The organism is Desulfosarcina variabilis str. Montpellier (assembly GCF_048565275.1).
GTDB lineage: Bacteria > Desulfobacterota > Desulfobacteria > Desulfobacterales > Desulfosarcinaceae > Desulfosarcina > Desulfosarcina variabilis.
In genome coordinates this window covers 4,835,082-4,853,323 of sequence record NZ_CP159846.1, presented here as the reverse complement: position 1 = coordinate 4,853,323, position 18,242 = coordinate 4,835,082, and the positions used below count along the sequence as shown (strand labels likewise).

The following is an 18,242-nucleotide window of genomic DNA, read 5'->3' as shown; positions in this document are numbered from 1 at the left end:
TCCGTTGAAGACATAATATTATCCAATTGTTTTATCAGCACAGGGCAGGCTGATGTCTTCGCTCACCAGTTGCAGTGTTTTAAGCATAAAGATTATCTCTTCACGTTTTTTATTTTCTTTAAGACAAACACGATAAAAATCCTCGGGCATTTTCATCCACGTACGATCTTTAATGATCTCGAAAAACATTGTGTAAAGCTCGTCCAATTCGCTTTGGTCGTCCGGGAGAATGTAGTCAGCCGGCAGCGATATCATGGGCGCCCGCATTTCTTTTAACCGCATGAGTAGTACCCGTAGTCCGCCGGGGTCGAGCTTTCCGGGATAGACCACGATTTCAACAAACGGTGAAAAATGGGCCGCGCCGCGTAATGAGAACGACCGTAACACCGATTGTAATTTTTCTGCCTCTTCTGCGGCATCTTTTACATCAATCGTTTCACCGCCAAGTTGCCCGAGGAATGTCTTGAAGTGCCATACCCCCCTATTGACCAGGAGATCGATAAAGGCTTCATCTTCAAACAGTAACGGCGGGGTGATCAATTTGATGCGCACAGCCCCGGCCAGATGTGCCTGGCCGATGAGCTGCAAAAGATAATTTTTATCCACCGTGCTGTCGATGACTATCTCAAAATCAGCGTTCTCAGCATCGCGTAAAAGAAGATCGATACCATTGTCCTGCAATGCCTTGCGGTCCGTGCAGGTGGGACAGTTCCGCCCATAGTTTCCAAACAGATTTATAACATGTTGTTTTTTTTTCAGATAATGGCATTGTCGGGGCAGCCAGGGCGTGCCTTTATAGATCCCGAAAACCGAGAGATTATATTGTGCAGAAACTGCCGCCGATAAAGCCCACGCCATACTCAATTCTTCCTGCGTCATCCATTTATTGGCATGAATGAGGTACGGAGGAGACGAATCGTATTGGTAGCCGTATGTATCAGCCTTTCTGCGTAGTTCCGTGCCATTGAGTAAACACAGTTCATTAAAAAACACCCGCACCGGTTGCTGTTCGATAGCGAATAGGATGCCTTTGAGGTAAGTGGCAAAGGTCTCATAGGGCAGCCCGCATATAAGGTAGAGATTATAGATGGCGCCGTGGCGCCGTAACGCCTCAAGTCCGCGCCGAAAAGCTTCCGGCCTGTATTTGCGATTGATGCTTTTTACCGTGGGCGGGTGAATCGTTTGCAGCCCAATATCTATGATGGCAATATTTCTCATGCAGGCGGCAATCTCATCGGTTATGAATTCGGCATAGGCCTCCACCAAAAAGGTGATCTGTTTGCTCTTGGAGGAAAGGTTGCTGATATAATCGGTTAATGATTTAAGACGTTCGTTATCGTGACTGCAGAGTATGGGATCCATAATGTGGAAATAATGCGCGCCCTGCCCAGCCGCATAATCAATTTCCTTAGTAATCCGGTCAACAGACGCGGAACGAACCGTTCCCCTTTTACCGCCTTCAAAACAAAAACTGCACCGGAAGGGACAACACCTGCTGCCTTCCAGCATAACCCCAAGCTTCCGTTTGGAATGCATGGGAACCAGACCGGCAAGTATCGGAGAGGGGATTTCATCCAGACTGCGCACTGTATTTGCAGGTCCGGTTTTAACCGCTTTTCCCGCTTTGCGGTGCCAGAGTCCGGATACCTTTCCCGGATCACCTAATTTCTTGGTTTCCGGGTCCCAGTTTTCAAGAAACTCAAGAAAAGGGAGTTCGCCTTCGCCATCAATGATATAGTCAAATGCAGGTACCATCTCCAGATAATCTACAACTGACCCAGTTGTTTCTTGTCCGCCGACCAGAACCGTTGTTTTAGGTTCTTCAGCCTTAATGTTGCCTGCCAGATCAATGCAAATATCCCGGTTCCATATATTCATCGAAAAGGCCAGGATCGCCGGGTTGATTTGATTTATATAATCCTGCAAGTCCTTCCAGTCCTTTTCCGTCTCATATTCGACAAACCGAACATCATACCTTCTCTTGATGTTTTCCTTAGTGTTGGCAAGCAAAGCCAACAACCTGACCGGCAAGGAATAATATCCAGGAATATTAATGCCAACGAGAAGTACCAGTTCCTTGTCATTCTCCGGCTGGTGAGCACTTGCTATATCCAATTCAATTTCACTCAGATGCATAACAGTTATTTGCTCACATTTCCGACGCGGTAATTTTTTTTGTTTACAAGTATATGGTAAAAAGGTTCTAACTTTGTGGAACCTAAAAGCAGTAAAAACTGGCGCATCTTTGTTTCAAACCGTTCTGCAACAAAGAATTGATTCCTGTGCATCAACAACATACCGCCCAGGCGCTCTCTACCCCAAAGGTACTCCTCGTAGGCACGGTAAACTTTTTTCACATCGCTTGGCAGGATACCTCCGAAAAGCTCGAGTTCCCTCTCCTTACCGAGATGAAAAAACTGATTCACAAAGCTAAGGGTGAAACAAAAAAGATTAGACAATTTAACCTTTTTTGTCCAATCAACGATAAACTGCCAATCCATTTGGGGCTGGGCCATCAGAATGCCTATGTCTGTGATTCGTAACAATGTGTCCAGATTATGATGGATAAATGCATGCGTCACAACACTTATTAACTCCTGTTCCAGCGGTAAGCAGTAAACAGTTCCTTCTGGCGTCTGCTTTGCCTGACGGGAGGAAACCAGAAAATCGGAATCCAGACAATCCCGATAGCGCTTGGGGGTTAAGGATAACCAGTGGATCTCAAAAATTACGCCATTAATTTCATAAACCAATTGACTCCTCAAATATTCGGTCGGTTTATGTCCCCGTTCCTCCAACGTATCATGCAATCTTTCACGGTCTTCTGGCCGGATAAGAATGTCGATATCATGCATGGGGCGAAGGCTGGGGTCGGCATATATGAAATTTGCCAGATTAATACCGCGCATGCCGACAGCATCTATATTGTGCGCATCAAGAATCGAAAAGAGAAATACCGCTGTCTTCAGGTTGTGCAAATTCGCTGAAAGTATTTTCATCTTATGCGGAAACCAGTGACTCACATGATCGTTATCGTTTGTCAGGTTGCTGAAAATCGCGGCAACGTTATGATAAAAAACGATTGTTTCCAGTCGCTGCCAATCAACATCATCGGGCGGCTGATTTCGCTTTGCCTCTCCGCGAATATAGCTGCCGAGTTGTTGCCGGACATATGTTTCCGCTGATGAACTTTTTTCAGCCCCTAAAGATATATTTTGTTGTTTTTTCATTCTTATGAACCAGTGACCAAATTGTCATCTATTTCGAGTTTTCAACGCTTCGGCAATCCTTTCGAAATTACCATCGATTTTCTCTTTCCAAAGCACTTGCAGACGCTTTGCCTTTTCCAGAATATATCCTTTCAGTTCAAGTACATTAAACTGCGGCCGCGCTTTTGCGTAACCGGAACAAAAATCTTCATACGCCGTTTCATTGACTTGCATTAATGCAGCACATACCTGGATGATGTTATTCAACGATTTATTCCGCCCGACCTGTTTTTTAAAACAGACATTTTCATAATCTAATAAAAAAAAATCCGGCAAACCTGTGTTTGCAATTTCTATCAGAACGTTCCCCACATTGAGATCCTTGGAATATACCCCTTTGTTGTGGAGTGTTGCAACGAAACCGCCGAGTTGGTAACATAATGTGCTGAAACCGTTTTTCTCAATCAGCCGGGCATCTGTTTTTTCCGCTCCGGCCTTTCCTTTGAAATCTGTCTGCCTCGACTTTTTGTGAATCAATGCTGCCAGGCTCTTGCCGTCAAGCCATTGTGCGGCAAAGAGGGATTTCCCGGTCGATAGAAGATTCGTTTGGTTATCGCAGTACCCCACCGGTTTCGGTACTTGAATGCCAATCTCTTGTAACTTTACGCAAACCTGATGGTCTCTCTTGCCAGCGGTTTTACCATTCAACAAATTACGCAGACGGGAACGAAGGCCTTTATGAATATAGATTTTTACAAAAAGCGCAGCGGTTCCATTTCTGTCATCAGGAATTTTTACAATTATTTTGTCCTCATCCTTTCGAATAATGACACAGTCGGTAAGATCATCTAAATATTTTGCCAACGAGCGATTCATCATTGCCTGAACCCCTGTTAAGCGCTCTTTATACGGCGGCCGGCAACATCATGAAACGAGGAGATAATTTCACCAAATGAACACTCTCTTAATCTCCCGTTTTTAACAAGAAAAGCCCTGTCACAATGATTCAGCACCGACAAGCGGTGTGAAACATGGATCACAATCAAGTCGCCGGCGATCCTGTCGATGGACTTAAGGATATCTTCCTCGATCAGAGGGTCCAACTCACTGGTTGCCTCGTCCAGCACGAGGACCGAAATGGGGCGGATTAAGGCTCGTGCAAGGGCAATCCTTTTTCGCTCACCACCGGAAAGTCTGCTACCCCGTTCACCGACTTCAGCAAGAATACCTCCTGGCAGACGGTTCAGTATCTCAGAACATCCTGCCGATTCAGCAGCTTCAAGAACCTGTGACGGATCGGCGTTTTGATATCCATAACGGATGTTTTCCTCGATCGTCCCGTCAAAAAGGAATGGTTCTTGTGTTACAATTCCTATCCTTTTGCGCCAGCTTTCAAGATTCATATCCGCCAGCTTTTGGTAATTGTTGATCTCAATTTCACCTGTTGTACAAGGATAGAAGCCCAGCAACAAATCAAGCAGCGTGGTTTTCCCTGCACCGCTGTGGCCCAATATGGCTATACGCTCACCTCGGCTTACCGTAAAGGAAACATCTGAAAAAATCTTATTTTTCCCATTGTAACTAAAAGAAACACCTTTAAACGAGAGGCTACCGATATTTGCGGGAGCTTCAAACTGGAGATCTTCTTGCCCTTCCGGATCACCGCAGCACCAGATGATCCTCTGCATGGCAGCGACGGACTTCTGAATCCCGACGAGAGACGACGATAATATTTTGACCGGCGATCGCAAAGCAAAGGCAGCGGCTAGACAGCCGATGATATCCGCGGTAGTTGTCTTGTCATGTAAAAGTTGATAATAAGCCACCACAGCCATGGCGGTAACAATTGAAATGGTTAAGAATTCTCCGACTGGGGAAACTATCGATTTTAGCAACACTGCCCTTTTTCGGAAATAGAGTAATTTTTCTCCATAGGCCTCGACTCTATCCTTCTGGCGGTTTTCAAGTCCAAATGACTTTACCTGTTTGACATTTATTAAAGATTCCACCATGTTTCCTAGCATGCTTCCTTCTTGTTGCAAATAGTCCTTTTCCGCTTTTCTGGCTTTATTGCCGAAATAGGTCACTACGATACTCATAATTGGCATAAGAAATAATGCGAGAAGAGAAAGCAAAGGAGAAAAATAAAACATGGTGGCCAATAAAAATAATGCACTTATCGGAGCCTGCCAGAGCGCTGAAAAAATTTCCAACACTCCGCTACATGCTGCCTGAGAATCATTACAGACGATGTTGGTCAAATAGCCTGTTTGCTGCTGCATATGTAGAAAAAGCGAGGTCTTTTGAATACGCTCATACAGATGAGCCCTCAGGTCGTTGGTAATATTTGTATGCAGGATGGCTAAAATATATTTATTAAGGACCTCTATCAGGCTTTTCAAAACCACCGCTCCCACACCTATCCCCAACCACATGAGGATACGCGACAAGGGCGCCTGATCCGAGTAAAGTGCAACAACCCTGTTGAAAGCCCAGGGGAGTACCGTCCCAAGACCTGCAAATGGAATCGAAGCAATAAAGACGCCGATGATATATTTTGAATACGGTTTAACTAGTGATTTAAGAAACTGCAGATATTGTCGATTTAAAGTGGAGAAATTTTCTTCTCTCGTAGCCGTTTTGGAAGAAAACGAAAGGGTCTGTGCGGAGAATTTTTCAGGCATAAATCCGAACTGTTAAAAAATGTCGAATAGAACAATTAGTGGCATGGCTGCAATGGAAGTTTTTTATTGAACATATCGGATTTTAGTGAGGGTTCCGATACCCACCCAAAGAAGCCGAAACATACATAGTGTTTAAGATAATGTTTTTGGCAAGGCTATAGGGAGGAAGCTGTATAACCAATACCACGACAACGGATAACGCCGCCCAAAAACAAACATCGTTTCTTTTTGGCACGGTTACGGATTTTGATGAACACATGTATAAAACAGCACATGCATAACCACCGCCGGAAAGATGGGTAGCCACACATTTCGGGTGGCCTTACAGCCGTTTATATTCACTGTCTCGGGTAAATATTCCGGTCCTACGCACTGAGCTTATGTTGTTAGTACACAGGATAAGCACCCGTTATCGCTTGTTTTTCGTCGTCTTTGGCGGCGGCTGTACCCAAAAATACAGCCACCACCACTATTGTGGCCAGATATGTTTGATCACCTAAAAGCCGTGTATGCTTTTCATCGGCGGCAAGATGTCCTGGAACGTTTTCAGGCTTTCGGATCGTTGTCCCGACAGGTGATAAGAATCAATAGCTGTAATAGTAATATACGTAGCTCACAGAATCGAGAGGTTGATTTTTAATAAATTCAGGCGGCTCATACGCTTTTTTTGCCTGCTTTGATTCAATTGATTGAACGACTTTGAGCTCATCTTGTTTCTGTTCCATGTGAATGTTACCCTTTCTTTAAAATGTTAGCGTCTGTTTTCGTCCGATGAGAGACGATAAACTAATTGTTATTGAGAACTTACATTTTCATTAAGTAAGACGATAGACTCCTTGAGCATATTGTCAAGAAACGTCATTACATCTTCTTTTGCTTTCTCATAGGTAACATCAAACTGCTCAACGATCTGATTTAAAATACCTTGCACATTCTGCTGATCGCTGATTGCCTGCCAGATATGCTGGCCAACTTCATTCAACGTATAATATTCCCCGGATTTGAGCTTAAGGATGACTATCTCTTCATTAACATTACGCCACGCCACGCTCTCGGGAATGTTAAAAGTTGATTCTACTGATATTTCCACAAGCCTAAACTTTCCTGTTTTTTTCTGCTTAATTTACTTCGCCCTATCCTTCTTGAGGCGAATAACAGCCTGATCATCCTCTCCGACCCAATACACGATGCTGTTCCGGGCGGTATCAATTTTTAAGGGATAGAGGTCAAGGGATGCAAGATCATCCTCAAAAACCGGCCTTCCCTTAAAAGTCAGCCAGCAATGTCCTCGGACACGATCATTTTGTGTTGTTAGGTTTCGCAATCCAAGATTAAAGATGACATTGAAACCCCATTGCGTCAAGAGTTTTTTTAGTGCATAAGATCTATAATAGCACTGATGTTGTGAACGGAAGGTAAAACATTTTACGATTCCTTTTACGAAACAAATCATTTTTCTGCGGTCACAAACGGATTGTACCTTTATCGATGGAAACGAATCGAAATAGAGTCGTCCTAAGTCGCTCCGCATCATTACATATTTTGCAACAAACAACGACTGGATTGTAATAAGAAAAACCCTCACATATTCACTGATCCCCCGAAATATCTTCAACAATACAAGATCCTTTCAGTCAGCCGGGAAATATTTGAGCCGACATTATTTTGGCCCGCCATTTGTTCGAATTGCAAAAATTTATATCCGCCACTGTTATTAGTCCGCAAAATAATTTTCAAGCCACATTGAGATCATTGCTACTCCCCATAAATGATCAAAAAGCAACACTCCGCCCCTTGCTCCATTATAAAACATGTCGAGCAGTTCTTTGGTATCGAACAGTTGAAGGTCCGCAAGCAAAGGGTTTGAAAGTTTTTCTTCAAGAAATTTAAACCAATCAGTGAAATACCATTGTTTGTAAGGTATTGTTGCGCCGAAACCAACCTTGTCCATTTCGACGATTTCCTTTGGCAACTTGGGTTTTAAAGCTTTACGTAAAATCCATTTCCCTCCAGCATCCTGCAGATCCGGCCTGATTTTCATTGTTGCTGGAATCCGCATGCCAAGCTCAACCATCCTAACATCAAGAAAAGGCGAACGGTATTCAACAGAATGAGCCATCCCTGAAATGTCTGGGAAATCCACAAGAGCATGCTGACTCCCTTGCATCAATTGCTGAAAAAGCGCCCCGTCGAACATGCCTGGAGCACCATACCGCTCATGCCACTCAACAAACAATCCCAAAGGGTCATAGCTCTCGGAAATTTCTTGCATCCGCTTTCCATAAATTTTTTCACAAAACAAGCTAATCGGCGCAAAACGCATCGCTGCATAGAGGTATCGTTTCCTTTCGATTGCTGTCTGATCTCCATATCGATTATAAACCTTACGTTTAAGGTCCGAAGGAATCTGTTCGATCCTTCTTCCAATATGATCATGTTCAAACCCACCTGATTTGTCATATTCAAACAGATTTCTGTGTTCGTTATATCCGCCGAAAAGTTCATCTCCGCCGTTTCCGGTCAAGGCAACGGTTACATGTTTTTTTATGTAACTTGAAAGCGCATGAGTATGCAGTGGGCCAAAAGACGCTACCGGTTCACTGTAACTGTTGACTATTTCATTAAATAAAGTTAGATAGTTGTCGTGCCTGAATTCCAGTTCATGATGCCTGGTTCCGCAATGACTGGCCACAAGCGAGGCTGCGGCAAACTCGTCATCGCCCCTTTTTTTCTTGCTCACACAAAACGTATCAATGTTTTTATTATTCTGTGCCATGCTGGCAACAATGGCGCTCGAATCAAGGCCTCCCGAAAGCATCACGCCGAGTGGCGCATCGCTTCGGCAAATTATCTTGACGGTTTCGCCCAAACATTGAGTGATTGCTTCCATGCATTCCTGTGGATCTTTAATAAAATTATCCGCTCGGTATCGAGGATGCCAATACCTCTTTATAACCATCCCCTTTGAAGTGATTATCATTTTTGAGGAAGGAGCCAGCTTGTGTATACCTTCAAAAGCTGAAAAAGGGGCAGGAACCGTTACAAAGTACAAGCCATAATGCAAGGCCGGCAAATTAATTTTTTTATCGATCCAAGGTAATTCGAGGAGGGTCTTGATTTCCGAAGCAAAAGAAAACAATCCATTTTCATAATGATAAACAAACGGCTTCTCACCCATTCGGTCCCGAGCCACGAAAAGGGTCTGCTCCGCTTTGTTCCATACAGCAAAAGCAAACATGCCTCTCAAGTCATACAGACAATTTTCTCCTTTATCGATGAACAGGTTTAGCAGAACTTCTGTGTCACTTTTGGTTCTGCAGAAGAGGCCTTTTCTTTCCAGATCCCGGCGTAACTCGATATAATTATAGATTTCCCCGTTAAAGACAATGATGTAATTGCCGTCGGAGCTTGCCATGGGTTGTTTTGCTTTACTTGTGCGGTCTATAATGGAAAGCCTCGATGAACCAAGATACGCGGTCTCATCATGATATGTCCCATTAAAATCCGGCCCTCTATGATGTAGGCTGTTCACCATGCCGGAAACACATCCACAAAGCTCTTCGCCTTGTCGTAAGCCGTTGAAATCAATAATTCCGCAAATTCCGCACATCTACTGAATCCTCGAAGACGACACTTGCTACCTTATTTATGAAACGGTAAAATCAATTTTTACCAAATTGTTGACTATTTCGCAATGTGCTTATAAGAGACGAATAATAATCGCAATAATCGTGTAGACTTAATATATCTGATGATGACAATGAGCGAACACACACTATATTTCAAGGTTGACGGTCTGACACTTTCAGGCATCCTGCATCTTCCTGACCAACCACCGAGGGCTCTGATCGTTGGTGTTCACGGATTAATGTCTGATAAAAACTCCCCCAAACAAATTGCCTTGGCCAAGCGCCTGACTTCGATAAAAATGGCCTATTTGCGTTTTGATCATCGAGGATGTGGTGATAGTGAAGGGGACTTTAACGAACAAACGACCATGGAAAACAGACGATCTGACCTTCTTGCAGCCATACAAGCCGCTCAGCATATGGTGGGAAAGACAATTCCCGTCGGTTTGTTTGGAAGCAGTTTGGGGGGAACGATTTGTCTGACTGCGGCAAAGCAAATGAATCCTTTTGCCATGGTCACCCTGGCCGCACCGGTTCAAAGCAGATCGATTCAACTTCCCACGGATTCACCGGAATCGTTGAAAAGTGAAATTGTGGGCAGGCGATTGACCTTTAATATCAAAGAAATGATTGATAATGTTCATCACATATTAATTTTACATGGCAGTGTGGATGAGACCGTTCCCGCTGAAAATGCCGATACGATCTATCGACTGTCAACCCAACCCAAGCAAAAGATCGTTTTGGAAAATGGTGACCATCGTGTCAGCAACCCCGAGCATCAACAATATTTTATTGAAACAGCGGCGCGTTGGTTTGAAACGTGCTATCAAGCGCAATCAAGGTAAACAATCGGTAAGCAAAAAAAAGCTGAATGGAATGGGCTTATCTGTCTTCCACAAGAAGGGAGCTATTTTCGGTTGATGGCATTGTGAATCAGTTCTTTCTGATAGGGCGTGAGTTTTTTCAAAAATTGGACACCAATACCATCCTGTTCGGTACGAACAATCTTCCCGCCAAATTTAAAGGTTTTGCTTAAGGATGGCACGCTGAATGTCATCGAAAGCGACTGTCCCACATGAAACGGGGCCGATGTTTCAATAAACACGCCGCCGTTGCTCAGATTGTTGATGAAATCCTGATACATACGGTCTTTGGTGGAGTAATCGACAGCAAGAAAGCATGTAATCCTGGAATCTTCCCGATAATCCAGACGCTCCCATTCCTTGATCAGTTCATCAAGCATTTTCTTTCGTTCAGCACTGAGCATCGTAACCGCTTTAACCAATCGCTCCGTTAACTGCTTTTCACTTTCAACACTGTTGTCCTTTTTCATGATTCACGACCCATGAATACGTTGGTTAAAAGAAAAAAACCAAGAAAACGAATTAGATATATTGATATTTTTATATTTCAAAAAGAAAGCGAAGTCAACGCACAGATTATCCTGTTGGTGTGATGATCTCGATCATGACTTTGCGCCGGTCACCTTCATAGGAAACCGTTGTGCCACCGGGCCCCTTATCGTCAGGCCCAACGGCAATCGTGGTAATGGCGTCAGGTTTAACGCCCCTTCCGACCAGATAGGTTTTGACAACATCCGCCCGGAATTCAGAAAGCTTCATATTGTACGCACGCACTCCGGAAAGATCCGTATATCCTCTTAAAATAAGAATCGTTTCCGGATTTTGGATGCAAAACTGAGCAATCTTAGCCAGTATTTCATAGCCATCATCGCTTAATTTATTTGAATTCACGCCAAAATGGACCTCGGGAAAAACACCGTAACGATCTTTGATATCACTCAAGGAAATTTGATCCGCATCAGACGGAACTTGTTTTTCACCCACCGCCTCACGGTCTTTTTTGGCCCCGGGTTCTTTTGCGCCTTCTGGTTCTAACTGTTGATTTTCGATTGCAGACGCATTGACAAAAGGGGGTTCGTCCTTGTCGTCAGGAGATTGAGAGGCAAATAGGATATTGTCAGCCCCGGAATCGATATCTTGAAGGCCATTTTTCATTTCAGCTTCAGCAACTGCCGAACGGTTGTTCATCCCACGGGCGGACATATCCGAACGATTTTGACTAAAAAGATAAATCGTTATTAGCCCTATCCATATGATCAGAATAATAATCAACGCCATTGCCAGCGGTGTTTTCATTTCAAGATGATTTTGTATTGCCGCCAATGGTTTATATTTTTGGACCACTTCTTTCTGGGGGACACTCTGCTGGTTGATCTCAGCTCTCGCTTCAGGCGTTGCATCACTGTGTTCAATGGAAATCCCCTGCTCTATTCTCAGTTCATTAGAACATTCGGCGATAATTTGTCTGTCAATCAGTTTCCTTTCCCGAACAAAGCCGGTGAGCAATGCCTGGTCACAGACAATATTGATAAGACGGGGATACCCATTAGAAAATTTATATATCTCTCTTATTGCATCCGCCGTGAAAATGGCTTCTTCGCTTCCGGCAATACTGAGGCGATAGCGAATGTATGCATTGGTTTCCGCCTCGGACAAGGCCGTAATATTGTAGTTGATGGTAATTCGTTGCCGAATCGCCCGATTTTGTGGTCGTAAAATGATATTGTTAAATTCACTTTGCCCAACGAAAAAGATATTGATCAGCTTTAGGTCCGCCTTTTCAATATTGGATAATAGACGAATTTCCTCCAATAGCTTCTGGGTAAGATGCTGGCATTCATCAATAATTAGGAGTGCTTGTTTTCTGTGCTTATTTAAGCTGATCAAATAATTTTTAAGGTATATTAAAAACTCACCCTTGCTTTTGAAATTCTTATTCATGCCAAAAGAGTCGGCGACAAAGTTGAAAAAATCCATTTTCCCCAGCCCCGGGTCCGCCACCATGGCAACAAGAACATCGTCTCCCAAACTATTGACAAGGGCGTTTAACAAGGTGGTTTTTCCGGTTCCCACATCTCCGGTTAAAAGCAAAAACCCCTTGTTATCCATAATCCCATACTTTAATACAGCCAAGGCTTCCTGGTGTTTTTCACCAAGCCACAAAAACCTGTGATCCGTGCTGATTTGAAACGGTTTAATCGATAGTTGATAAAAATCTAGGTACATAATCAAGTCTCAGCCATTGAGGTTGAAAGTAAACTTATTTGATTGTATCATAACAAATGAATAATTATACATTTTTTCGGTGCCATCGCCAAGCCGTGGCAATGATTGTTTCCAGGCTTTCGTAGCCGGGTTTCCATCCCAGTTCGCGTCTTATTTTATCGGAGCTGGCAACGAGTTTTGCCGGGTCTCCGGGACGCCTTGGCGATTCAATAACCGGTATTTTCTTCTCAATAACCGCTTCGGCTTTTTCGATAACTTCCTTAACGGAGAAACCACTATTGCTGCCAAGGTTATAAACAGCACTTTCTCCATCTGCCAATAAAACATCAAGCGCTAACAAATGGGCTTGGGCTAAATCATTTACATGGACATAATCACGAATACAGGTACCATCGGGTGTCGGGTAATCGGTACCGAATAATCGTATATGGTCAATCTGTCCTAATGCGGCTTTAAAAAGATTAGGGATGAGATGGGTTTCGGGATCATGCAATTCTCCGATTTCCCCAGATTCATCTGCACCAGCGGCGTTAAAATAACGCAGCGCGATTGATCTCAATCCATATGCCATGTCACAGTCAGTCAATAATCTTTCCACGGCCAGTTTTGTGTTACCATAGGGATTCGTTGGCAGACATGGGTGCGATTCAGTGATGGGAATTTCCAGGGGTTCTCCATATACAGCCGCTGTGGACGAGAAAACAAACCGTCGGATCCCATGAGACTGCATTGCTTTTAGCAGTGTGATGGTATCGCCTAAATTGTTTTGGTAATACCGCAGCGGGTGATGCATGGACTCTCCCACTTGTGAAAAGGCTGCAAAATGCATAACCGCATCGAAGCGGTGCCTATTGAAGAGTTGCTCCAGCAGGTTGAGGTCTCCCAGGTGTCCTTGAACAAATTCTCCATCTTGGTGGACCAATTGTCGATAACCCGTCGACAGATCATCAAGAATTACGACGTCATGGCAGGCATTGATCAGTTGCCGAACGATATGTGAACCGATATAGCCGGCACCACCGACCACGAGAATTCTGGCTTGTTGATTGCTCATCTAAGACCTTTTCCTCCCTATTCAGATAAACCGCATCTGGCCCAAATAGATTAAAATTTCCTGGGCTGCTTCATCCGGTGATATTCCGGTTGTATCTACCCGAACTTCCGGTGCGTCGGGCTCCTCGTAAGGATCGTCAATACCTGTATAGCCTTTGATCAGCCCGGCTCTGGCTTTGGCATACATGCCTTTGCGATCGCGTTTTTCACAGACCGTCAACGGCGTTGCCACATGGACTTCGATAAAGCCGCCAACGGCTTCAATATTGGTACGAATTTCACTGCGGGTGGACGCATAGGGCGCGATCGGCGCACAAATGGCAACACCACGATTTTTCGTAATTTCACCGGCTACAAATCCAATCCGACGGACATTGATGTCACGATGTTCCTTTGAAAAAGACAATTCATTGGAAAGATTCTGGCGCACGATATCACCGTCAAGCAAGGTAACCGGCCGCTTGCCGATCTCCAACATTTTTGCATACAGCACACGGGCAATCGTGGATTTCCCGGCACCGGACAGACCGGTGAAAAACACGGTAAACCCCTGCTTGGATGGTGGTGGATACGCTTTTTTCAGTTCAGCCACCACTTCCAGGAATGTCGCCCAGCGGGGAATCCGCCGACCCGATCGAATCCGGTGACGGATATCCAGACTCGAAAGCGATATGGTTTCAGTCCCTTCAGACACATCTACCTTTGGGCAGAATTGATCTTCAAATGGCAGATAGACCAATTCATCAGACGGAACAACCTCAATTTCTATCTCGCCGGCAAACTGTTGAACAAAAGCCTGAGTTGCTTCACTATTATAGAATGAATTACTTCCATTTTGAGCGATGGGATCGGCATGCTGGTGACCAATGATAAAATGGGTACAGCCATAATTTTTTCCGATAATACACTGCAGCAACGCATCCCGCGGCCCAGCCATACGCGAGAATATGGGCAGCAGGCTCATCACCGCTGATTCGGGTGGGAAATAACCAACAACATGGCGGTAACAGCGCACCCGGGTATAGTAATCAAAATCACCAGGGCCGGTCATGGCGACACCGGGAAGCAGCAAAAGGTTTGCCCGGCTGCTTTTCATCGCCCGGATGGCCATTTCATATTCCGGTCGATGAATGGTGTTGGTGGTATGGAACCCGACAATACGATTCCACCCCAGTTTTTTATAGAGCCCTCGAACCTCCGGCGGTGTCATTCGAAGCTGTTTAAAATCAAAATGCAGGGGCAGGCTTAATACCTCCAAAGGTCCGCCAATATAGTAATCGCCGGTACTGCCCAACAGATGGTCTACCCCCGGATGGGAACGATCATTTGTGCCAAAAAGCAAGTTGGCCTCTTTTTGCTTGTCTGGCTTCCATATGTCCTGCACATGCATGATTGCCAATAAAAACCCCTCTGGATCACGGATAACCACCGATTGACCGGCCTCCAGGGGCCTTGCTGCAGGCTCAGAAATATCAAGGCACACAGGCATTGGCCACAAGGTCCCATCCTGAAGCTTCATTCGATCCAGAACGGATTCATAATTGCTTCGGGTCATGAAGCCGTCCAGCGGTGAAAAGGCGCCGGTCGAGAGTAACTCAAAATCACATAATTGTCTTTCATCAAGGGTGATACTAGGAAGATCGAGGGATATTTTTTTCAACAACGCGCTTCGGTCCGCGTCAACCAGAAGATTGATGTATTTTCCTCCATGATACTTTTTGTTCAGTTTTCCCTGATTACCCATATTTTTTAAATTGCCTCGTATTCTATTTTATTTTAGACTGTTATCTTTACCATCAAAACCCAAGCCATATATTAAATGCAATTATTGTGCTGAAAATTTGTTTCTTATCTACAAAAAATCATTTTTTTAAAAAAGATTATATCTACTCGTTATTGTTGAAAATAAAGAATTTGACAACGTGTGACGCATCAATGGATGAAATTGATGCCTGGTTTACTTTTTAGAAAAAAGGAAAAGTAAAAGACATAATAGGATATTTTTTTCACTTTTGAAATCCCCATGAAAACAAGCGCAAAATCAATCTGGACATCAATGGAGAAAACCCTTGAGCAATTTGCCAACGCGTTAAAGGTTGTATGGTGCAGGAGAAGCAATATGAAATGATTCAAGTAGAGGCGAAGGAGGATTGGTTGGGCCGGACAGTCCAAACCAATCAAAGGGATCCACTCACACATGCAATGCTTCCATGTTCCCTTGTGATTTGTTACCAAATACGATTGAGACCGTCAGATTGCCGGTACTGCGCCTCGCGTAATCTGTGCGTATGCGCTATGATTGTGAATGGATTCAAAATTTTCAGCGCTTACCGCAAACCAGGTAATATTGTCGTCGGCAATGAGACGCTCGGCAATGTCGCGAACCACATCTTCTACGAATTTTGGATTCGCATATCCACGTTCGGTGACATCTTTTTCATCGACTCGTTTTAACACGGAAAAAACATCGCAAGAAGCGCAGGATTCAACCAACTCAATCATATCTTCCAGCCAGATGAACTTTTTAAAGCGGGTCTGCAGCTGAACAACACCCCGTTGGTTATGCGCCCCCTCGTCTGAAATTTCTTTGGAACAAGGACACACCGAGGTGATTGGGACATTGACTTCAGACACCAAATCAATTTCGTTATGTGAGTTACTGGAACCGATAATCCGGCAATTATAGTCCATCAATCCTGGTGCATTACTTACAGGTGCCTGTTTTTCAATAAAATATGGAAAATTGACCTCGATATGAGCAGATGCGGCATCCAAGTTATGTTTCATGGTCTCTAACAGGACAGAAAATTTCTTCAGTGAAATTTCAGGCTTGAGCAGATGAAGCATTTCAACAAATCGGCTCATATGGGTCCCTTTATATTCCTGAGGAAGGTCGACATACATATTGATGGATGCGATCGTGCTTTGCGACCCATCACGTCGATCTTTTACCCGAATGGGATAGCGCAGGTTTTTTATTCCTACTTTATCGATCGGGATATTCCGATGATCCCTTTCGTTTTGCACGTCTTTCATGATTTCTCTGCCTGCTCTAGTGGATTTTTTTGCTTTATCGAATCAATTCCGTTCCCTATTGAAGCCAGCACAGTCTATTTGAGCAAATAATCCATTTTTACATGACTCATGGACCGAAAAATGTTGCCTTTGATTTTACGATTGGTTCGGTAAAGATTTTCCAACATCGATTTGATTTCCGATCGTTTGGTGTATCCTGCCGAAGGACATGGATTGTCAAATTTTGGAAACCCCTGGTTTTCAGCAAATCGGCGAATATGCTGTTCCTCAACCATGGCCAGCGGTCGAATAATCGTGAACCGGCCGTTGAAAAAATGCTGCTGCGGCACCATGGTGCTGATTTCCCCTGCATAGCAGATATTTAAGAACAATGTTACAATCACATCGTCTTTATTATGCCCCAAGGCAAGTTTGGTGCAGTGCAGTCGCTCAGCAGTTTCGAAAAGCTGTTTACGGCGCAAACGCGCACATAAAAAACATGGGTTTTCCCGATTTTCCGGGCCATGAGCAACGATTCCATGATCGGTTCGAACCACCGTCAGGGGATACCCCATTTGCCGGCAAATGTCGCTCAGCTGGGTGCCGAACCCGCCGCTAAATCCCGGATCAATATAAACGGGAAACAGTTCATAATTGACCAGTACCCGCTTACGGCGTTCTGACAGCGCCCATAACAAGGTGAGACTGTCCAGACCACCGGACACCCCAACCAGGATGCGGTCGCCATCACCGATCAGGTTGTAGTGATGAATCGCTTTGCCAACCAGGCTATTGAGTGCTTTATATGAATAACTGTACCGAGGCAACCGCTTTGTTTCCGATAAAGCCCGCTAATCTTCAGCGTCGGTCTTGACCACGACTTTCCCGGCTGCAATCTCACGCAGTGCAACCACAATATCTTCATTTTTCGGCGAACTGACCAGGTATTCAGAACCTTCCCGAATCTGGCGCACTCGGGCGGCCGCCATATGAACCAACTTAAAGCGGTTCGGTACTTTCTGAAGGCAGTCTTCCACAGTAATTCTTGCCACGTTATTCCTCCAATTATATTATTTCTACCAGCTCATAAACCCGTTTTCCACCGGGTGCATTGAGCACGATTTCTTCACCCGCTTTTTTTCCAATGATCGCCTTTCCCAATGGAGATGTGACGGAAATGCGCCCTTTTTCGATATTGGATTCTTCCGGGCCAACCAATTGATATTCAACATCTTCACCGGTATCGATATTTTCCAGCACCACCGTGCAGGCAAAAACGGCCCGATCCTTGGGCAGATTATTGACTTCAATAATTTCAGCATTGCCCAATTTGTAGCCTAGTTCACTGACCCGACCTTCAATAAAAGCCTGACGCTCTTTGGCGGCATCGTATTCGGCATTTTCACTGAGATCGCCATGGGACCGCGCCTCTTCAATAGCCCGGATGACTTGGGGGCGTTCAACGCTTTTCAGGTACTCCAACTCTTTTTTTAATTTCTCGTACCCTTCTCTAGTCATGGGGATTCTTTCCAATGGACGACTCCTAAACGATTCTCGGTT

The 18,242-nt window shown here is 44.4% G+C and carries 15 protein-coding genes; 1 reads left to right on the top strand and 14 read right to left on the bottom strand.

The window, feature by feature from the left end; all coding sequences use genetic code 11:
- Window positions 1–18 precede the first annotated feature (18 nt).
- The 6 genes from Dvar_RS21875 to asnB form a co-directional block, all read right to left on the bottom strand.
- Window positions 19–2,136, bottom strand: a complete 2,118-nt coding sequence (locus Dvar_RS21875) for a B12-binding domain-containing radical SAM protein (RefSeq protein WP_419655245.1) — start codon at window positions 2,134–2,136, stop codon at window positions 19–21.
- 5 nt (window positions 2,137–2,141) lie between these two features.
- Window positions 2,142–3,230, bottom strand: coding sequence for a nucleotidyltransferase family protein (locus Dvar_RS21870; protein ID WP_419655244.1), 1,089 nt, complete (start codon window positions 3,228–3,230; stop codon window positions 2,142–2,144).
- Window positions 3,231–3,254: 24 nt separating this feature from the next.
- The gene (locus Dvar_RS21865) at window positions 3,255–4,088 is read right to left on the bottom strand and encodes a lipopolysaccharide kinase InaA family protein (protein ID WP_419655243.1); all 834 of its coding nucleotides are present in this window, start codon (window positions 4,086–4,088) and stop codon (window positions 3,255–3,257) included.
- A gap of 14 nt (window positions 4,089–4,102) precedes the next feature.
- On the bottom strand, window positions 4,103–5,893 hold the full coding sequence (locus Dvar_RS21860) for an ABC transporter ATP-binding protein (RefSeq protein WP_419655242.1): 1,791 nt from the start codon (window positions 5,891–5,893) through the stop codon (window positions 4,103–4,105).
- Between the two features lie 793 nt (window positions 5,894–6,686).
- Window positions 6,687–6,983, bottom strand: a complete 297-nt coding sequence (locus Dvar_RS21855; protein WP_419655241.1) for a PqqD family protein — start codon at window positions 6,981–6,983, stop codon at window positions 6,687–6,689.
- 624 nt (window positions 6,984–7,607) lie between these two features.
- On the bottom strand, window positions 7,608–9,503 hold the full coding sequence (asnB, locus tag Dvar_RS21850) for an asparagine synthase (glutamine-hydrolyzing) (RefSeq protein WP_419655240.1): 1,896 nt from the start codon (window positions 9,501–9,503) through the stop codon (window positions 7,608–7,610).
- Between the two features lie 141 nt (window positions 9,504–9,644).
- On the opposite strand from asnB, the gene Dvar_RS21845 reads away from it, so the two are divergent.
- A complete protein-coding gene (locus Dvar_RS21845; protein ID WP_419655239.1) occupies window positions 9,645–10,370 on the top strand; it encodes an alpha/beta hydrolase in 726 nt (241 codons plus the stop codon).
- A 62-nt stretch (window positions 10,371–10,432) separates the two neighbouring features.
- Here Dvar_RS21845 and Dvar_RS21840 read toward each other — a convergent pair whose 3' ends face one another.
- The 8 genes from Dvar_RS21840 to greA all read right to left on the bottom strand — a co-directional run bounded on the left by Dvar_RS21840 (window position 10,433) and on the right by greA (window position 18,215).
- Window positions 10,433–10,858: a PilZ domain-containing protein gene (locus Dvar_RS21840; RefSeq protein ID WP_419655238.1), complete on the bottom strand. Its 426-nt coding sequence runs from the start codon at window positions 10,856–10,858 to the stop codon at window positions 10,433–10,435.
- 106 nt (window positions 10,859–10,964) lie between these two features.
- Window positions 10,965–12,614, bottom strand: coding sequence for an AAA family ATPase (locus Dvar_RS21835; protein ID WP_419655237.1), 1,650 nt, complete (start codon window positions 12,612–12,614; stop codon window positions 10,965–10,967).
- A gap of 64 nt (window positions 12,615–12,678) precedes the next feature.
- The gene (gene galE, locus Dvar_RS21830; RefSeq protein WP_419655236.1) at window positions 12,679–13,668 is read right to left on the bottom strand and encodes a UDP-glucose 4-epimerase GalE; all 990 of its coding nucleotides are present in this window, start codon (window positions 13,666–13,668) and stop codon (window positions 12,679–12,681) included.
- 21 nt (window positions 13,669–13,689) lie between these two features.
- Window positions 13,690–15,411, bottom strand: coding sequence for a bifunctional sulfate adenylyltransferase/adenylylsulfate kinase (locus tag Dvar_RS21825; RefSeq protein ID WP_419655235.1), 1,722 nt, complete (start codon window positions 15,409–15,411; stop codon window positions 13,690–13,692).
- Window positions 15,412–15,917: 506 nt separating this feature from the next.
- Entirely contained in the window at window positions 15,918–16,703 is a 786-nt protein-coding gene (gene folE2, locus Dvar_RS21820) for a GTP cyclohydrolase FolE2 (protein WP_419655234.1), read from the bottom strand.
- Window positions 16,704–16,777: 74 nt separating this feature from the next.
- On the bottom strand, window positions 16,778–17,509 hold the full coding sequence (locus Dvar_RS21815) for a tRNA lysidine(34) synthetase (RefSeq protein ID WP_419655233.1): 732 nt from the start codon (window positions 17,507–17,509) through the stop codon (window positions 16,778–16,780).
- A gap of 24 nt (window positions 17,510–17,533) precedes the next feature.
- Complete coding sequence (gene rpoZ / locus Dvar_RS21810) at window positions 17,534–17,734, bottom strand: DNA-directed RNA polymerase subunit omega (protein ID WP_419655232.1); 201 nt, start codon at window positions 17,732–17,734, stop codon at window positions 17,534–17,536.
- A gap of 13 nt (window positions 17,735–17,747) precedes the next feature.
- Complete coding sequence (greA, locus tag Dvar_RS21805; RefSeq protein ID WP_419655231.1) at window positions 17,748–18,215, bottom strand: transcription elongation factor GreA; 468 nt, start codon at window positions 18,213–18,215, stop codon at window positions 17,748–17,750.
- Window positions 18,216–18,242: the final 27 nt, after the last annotated feature.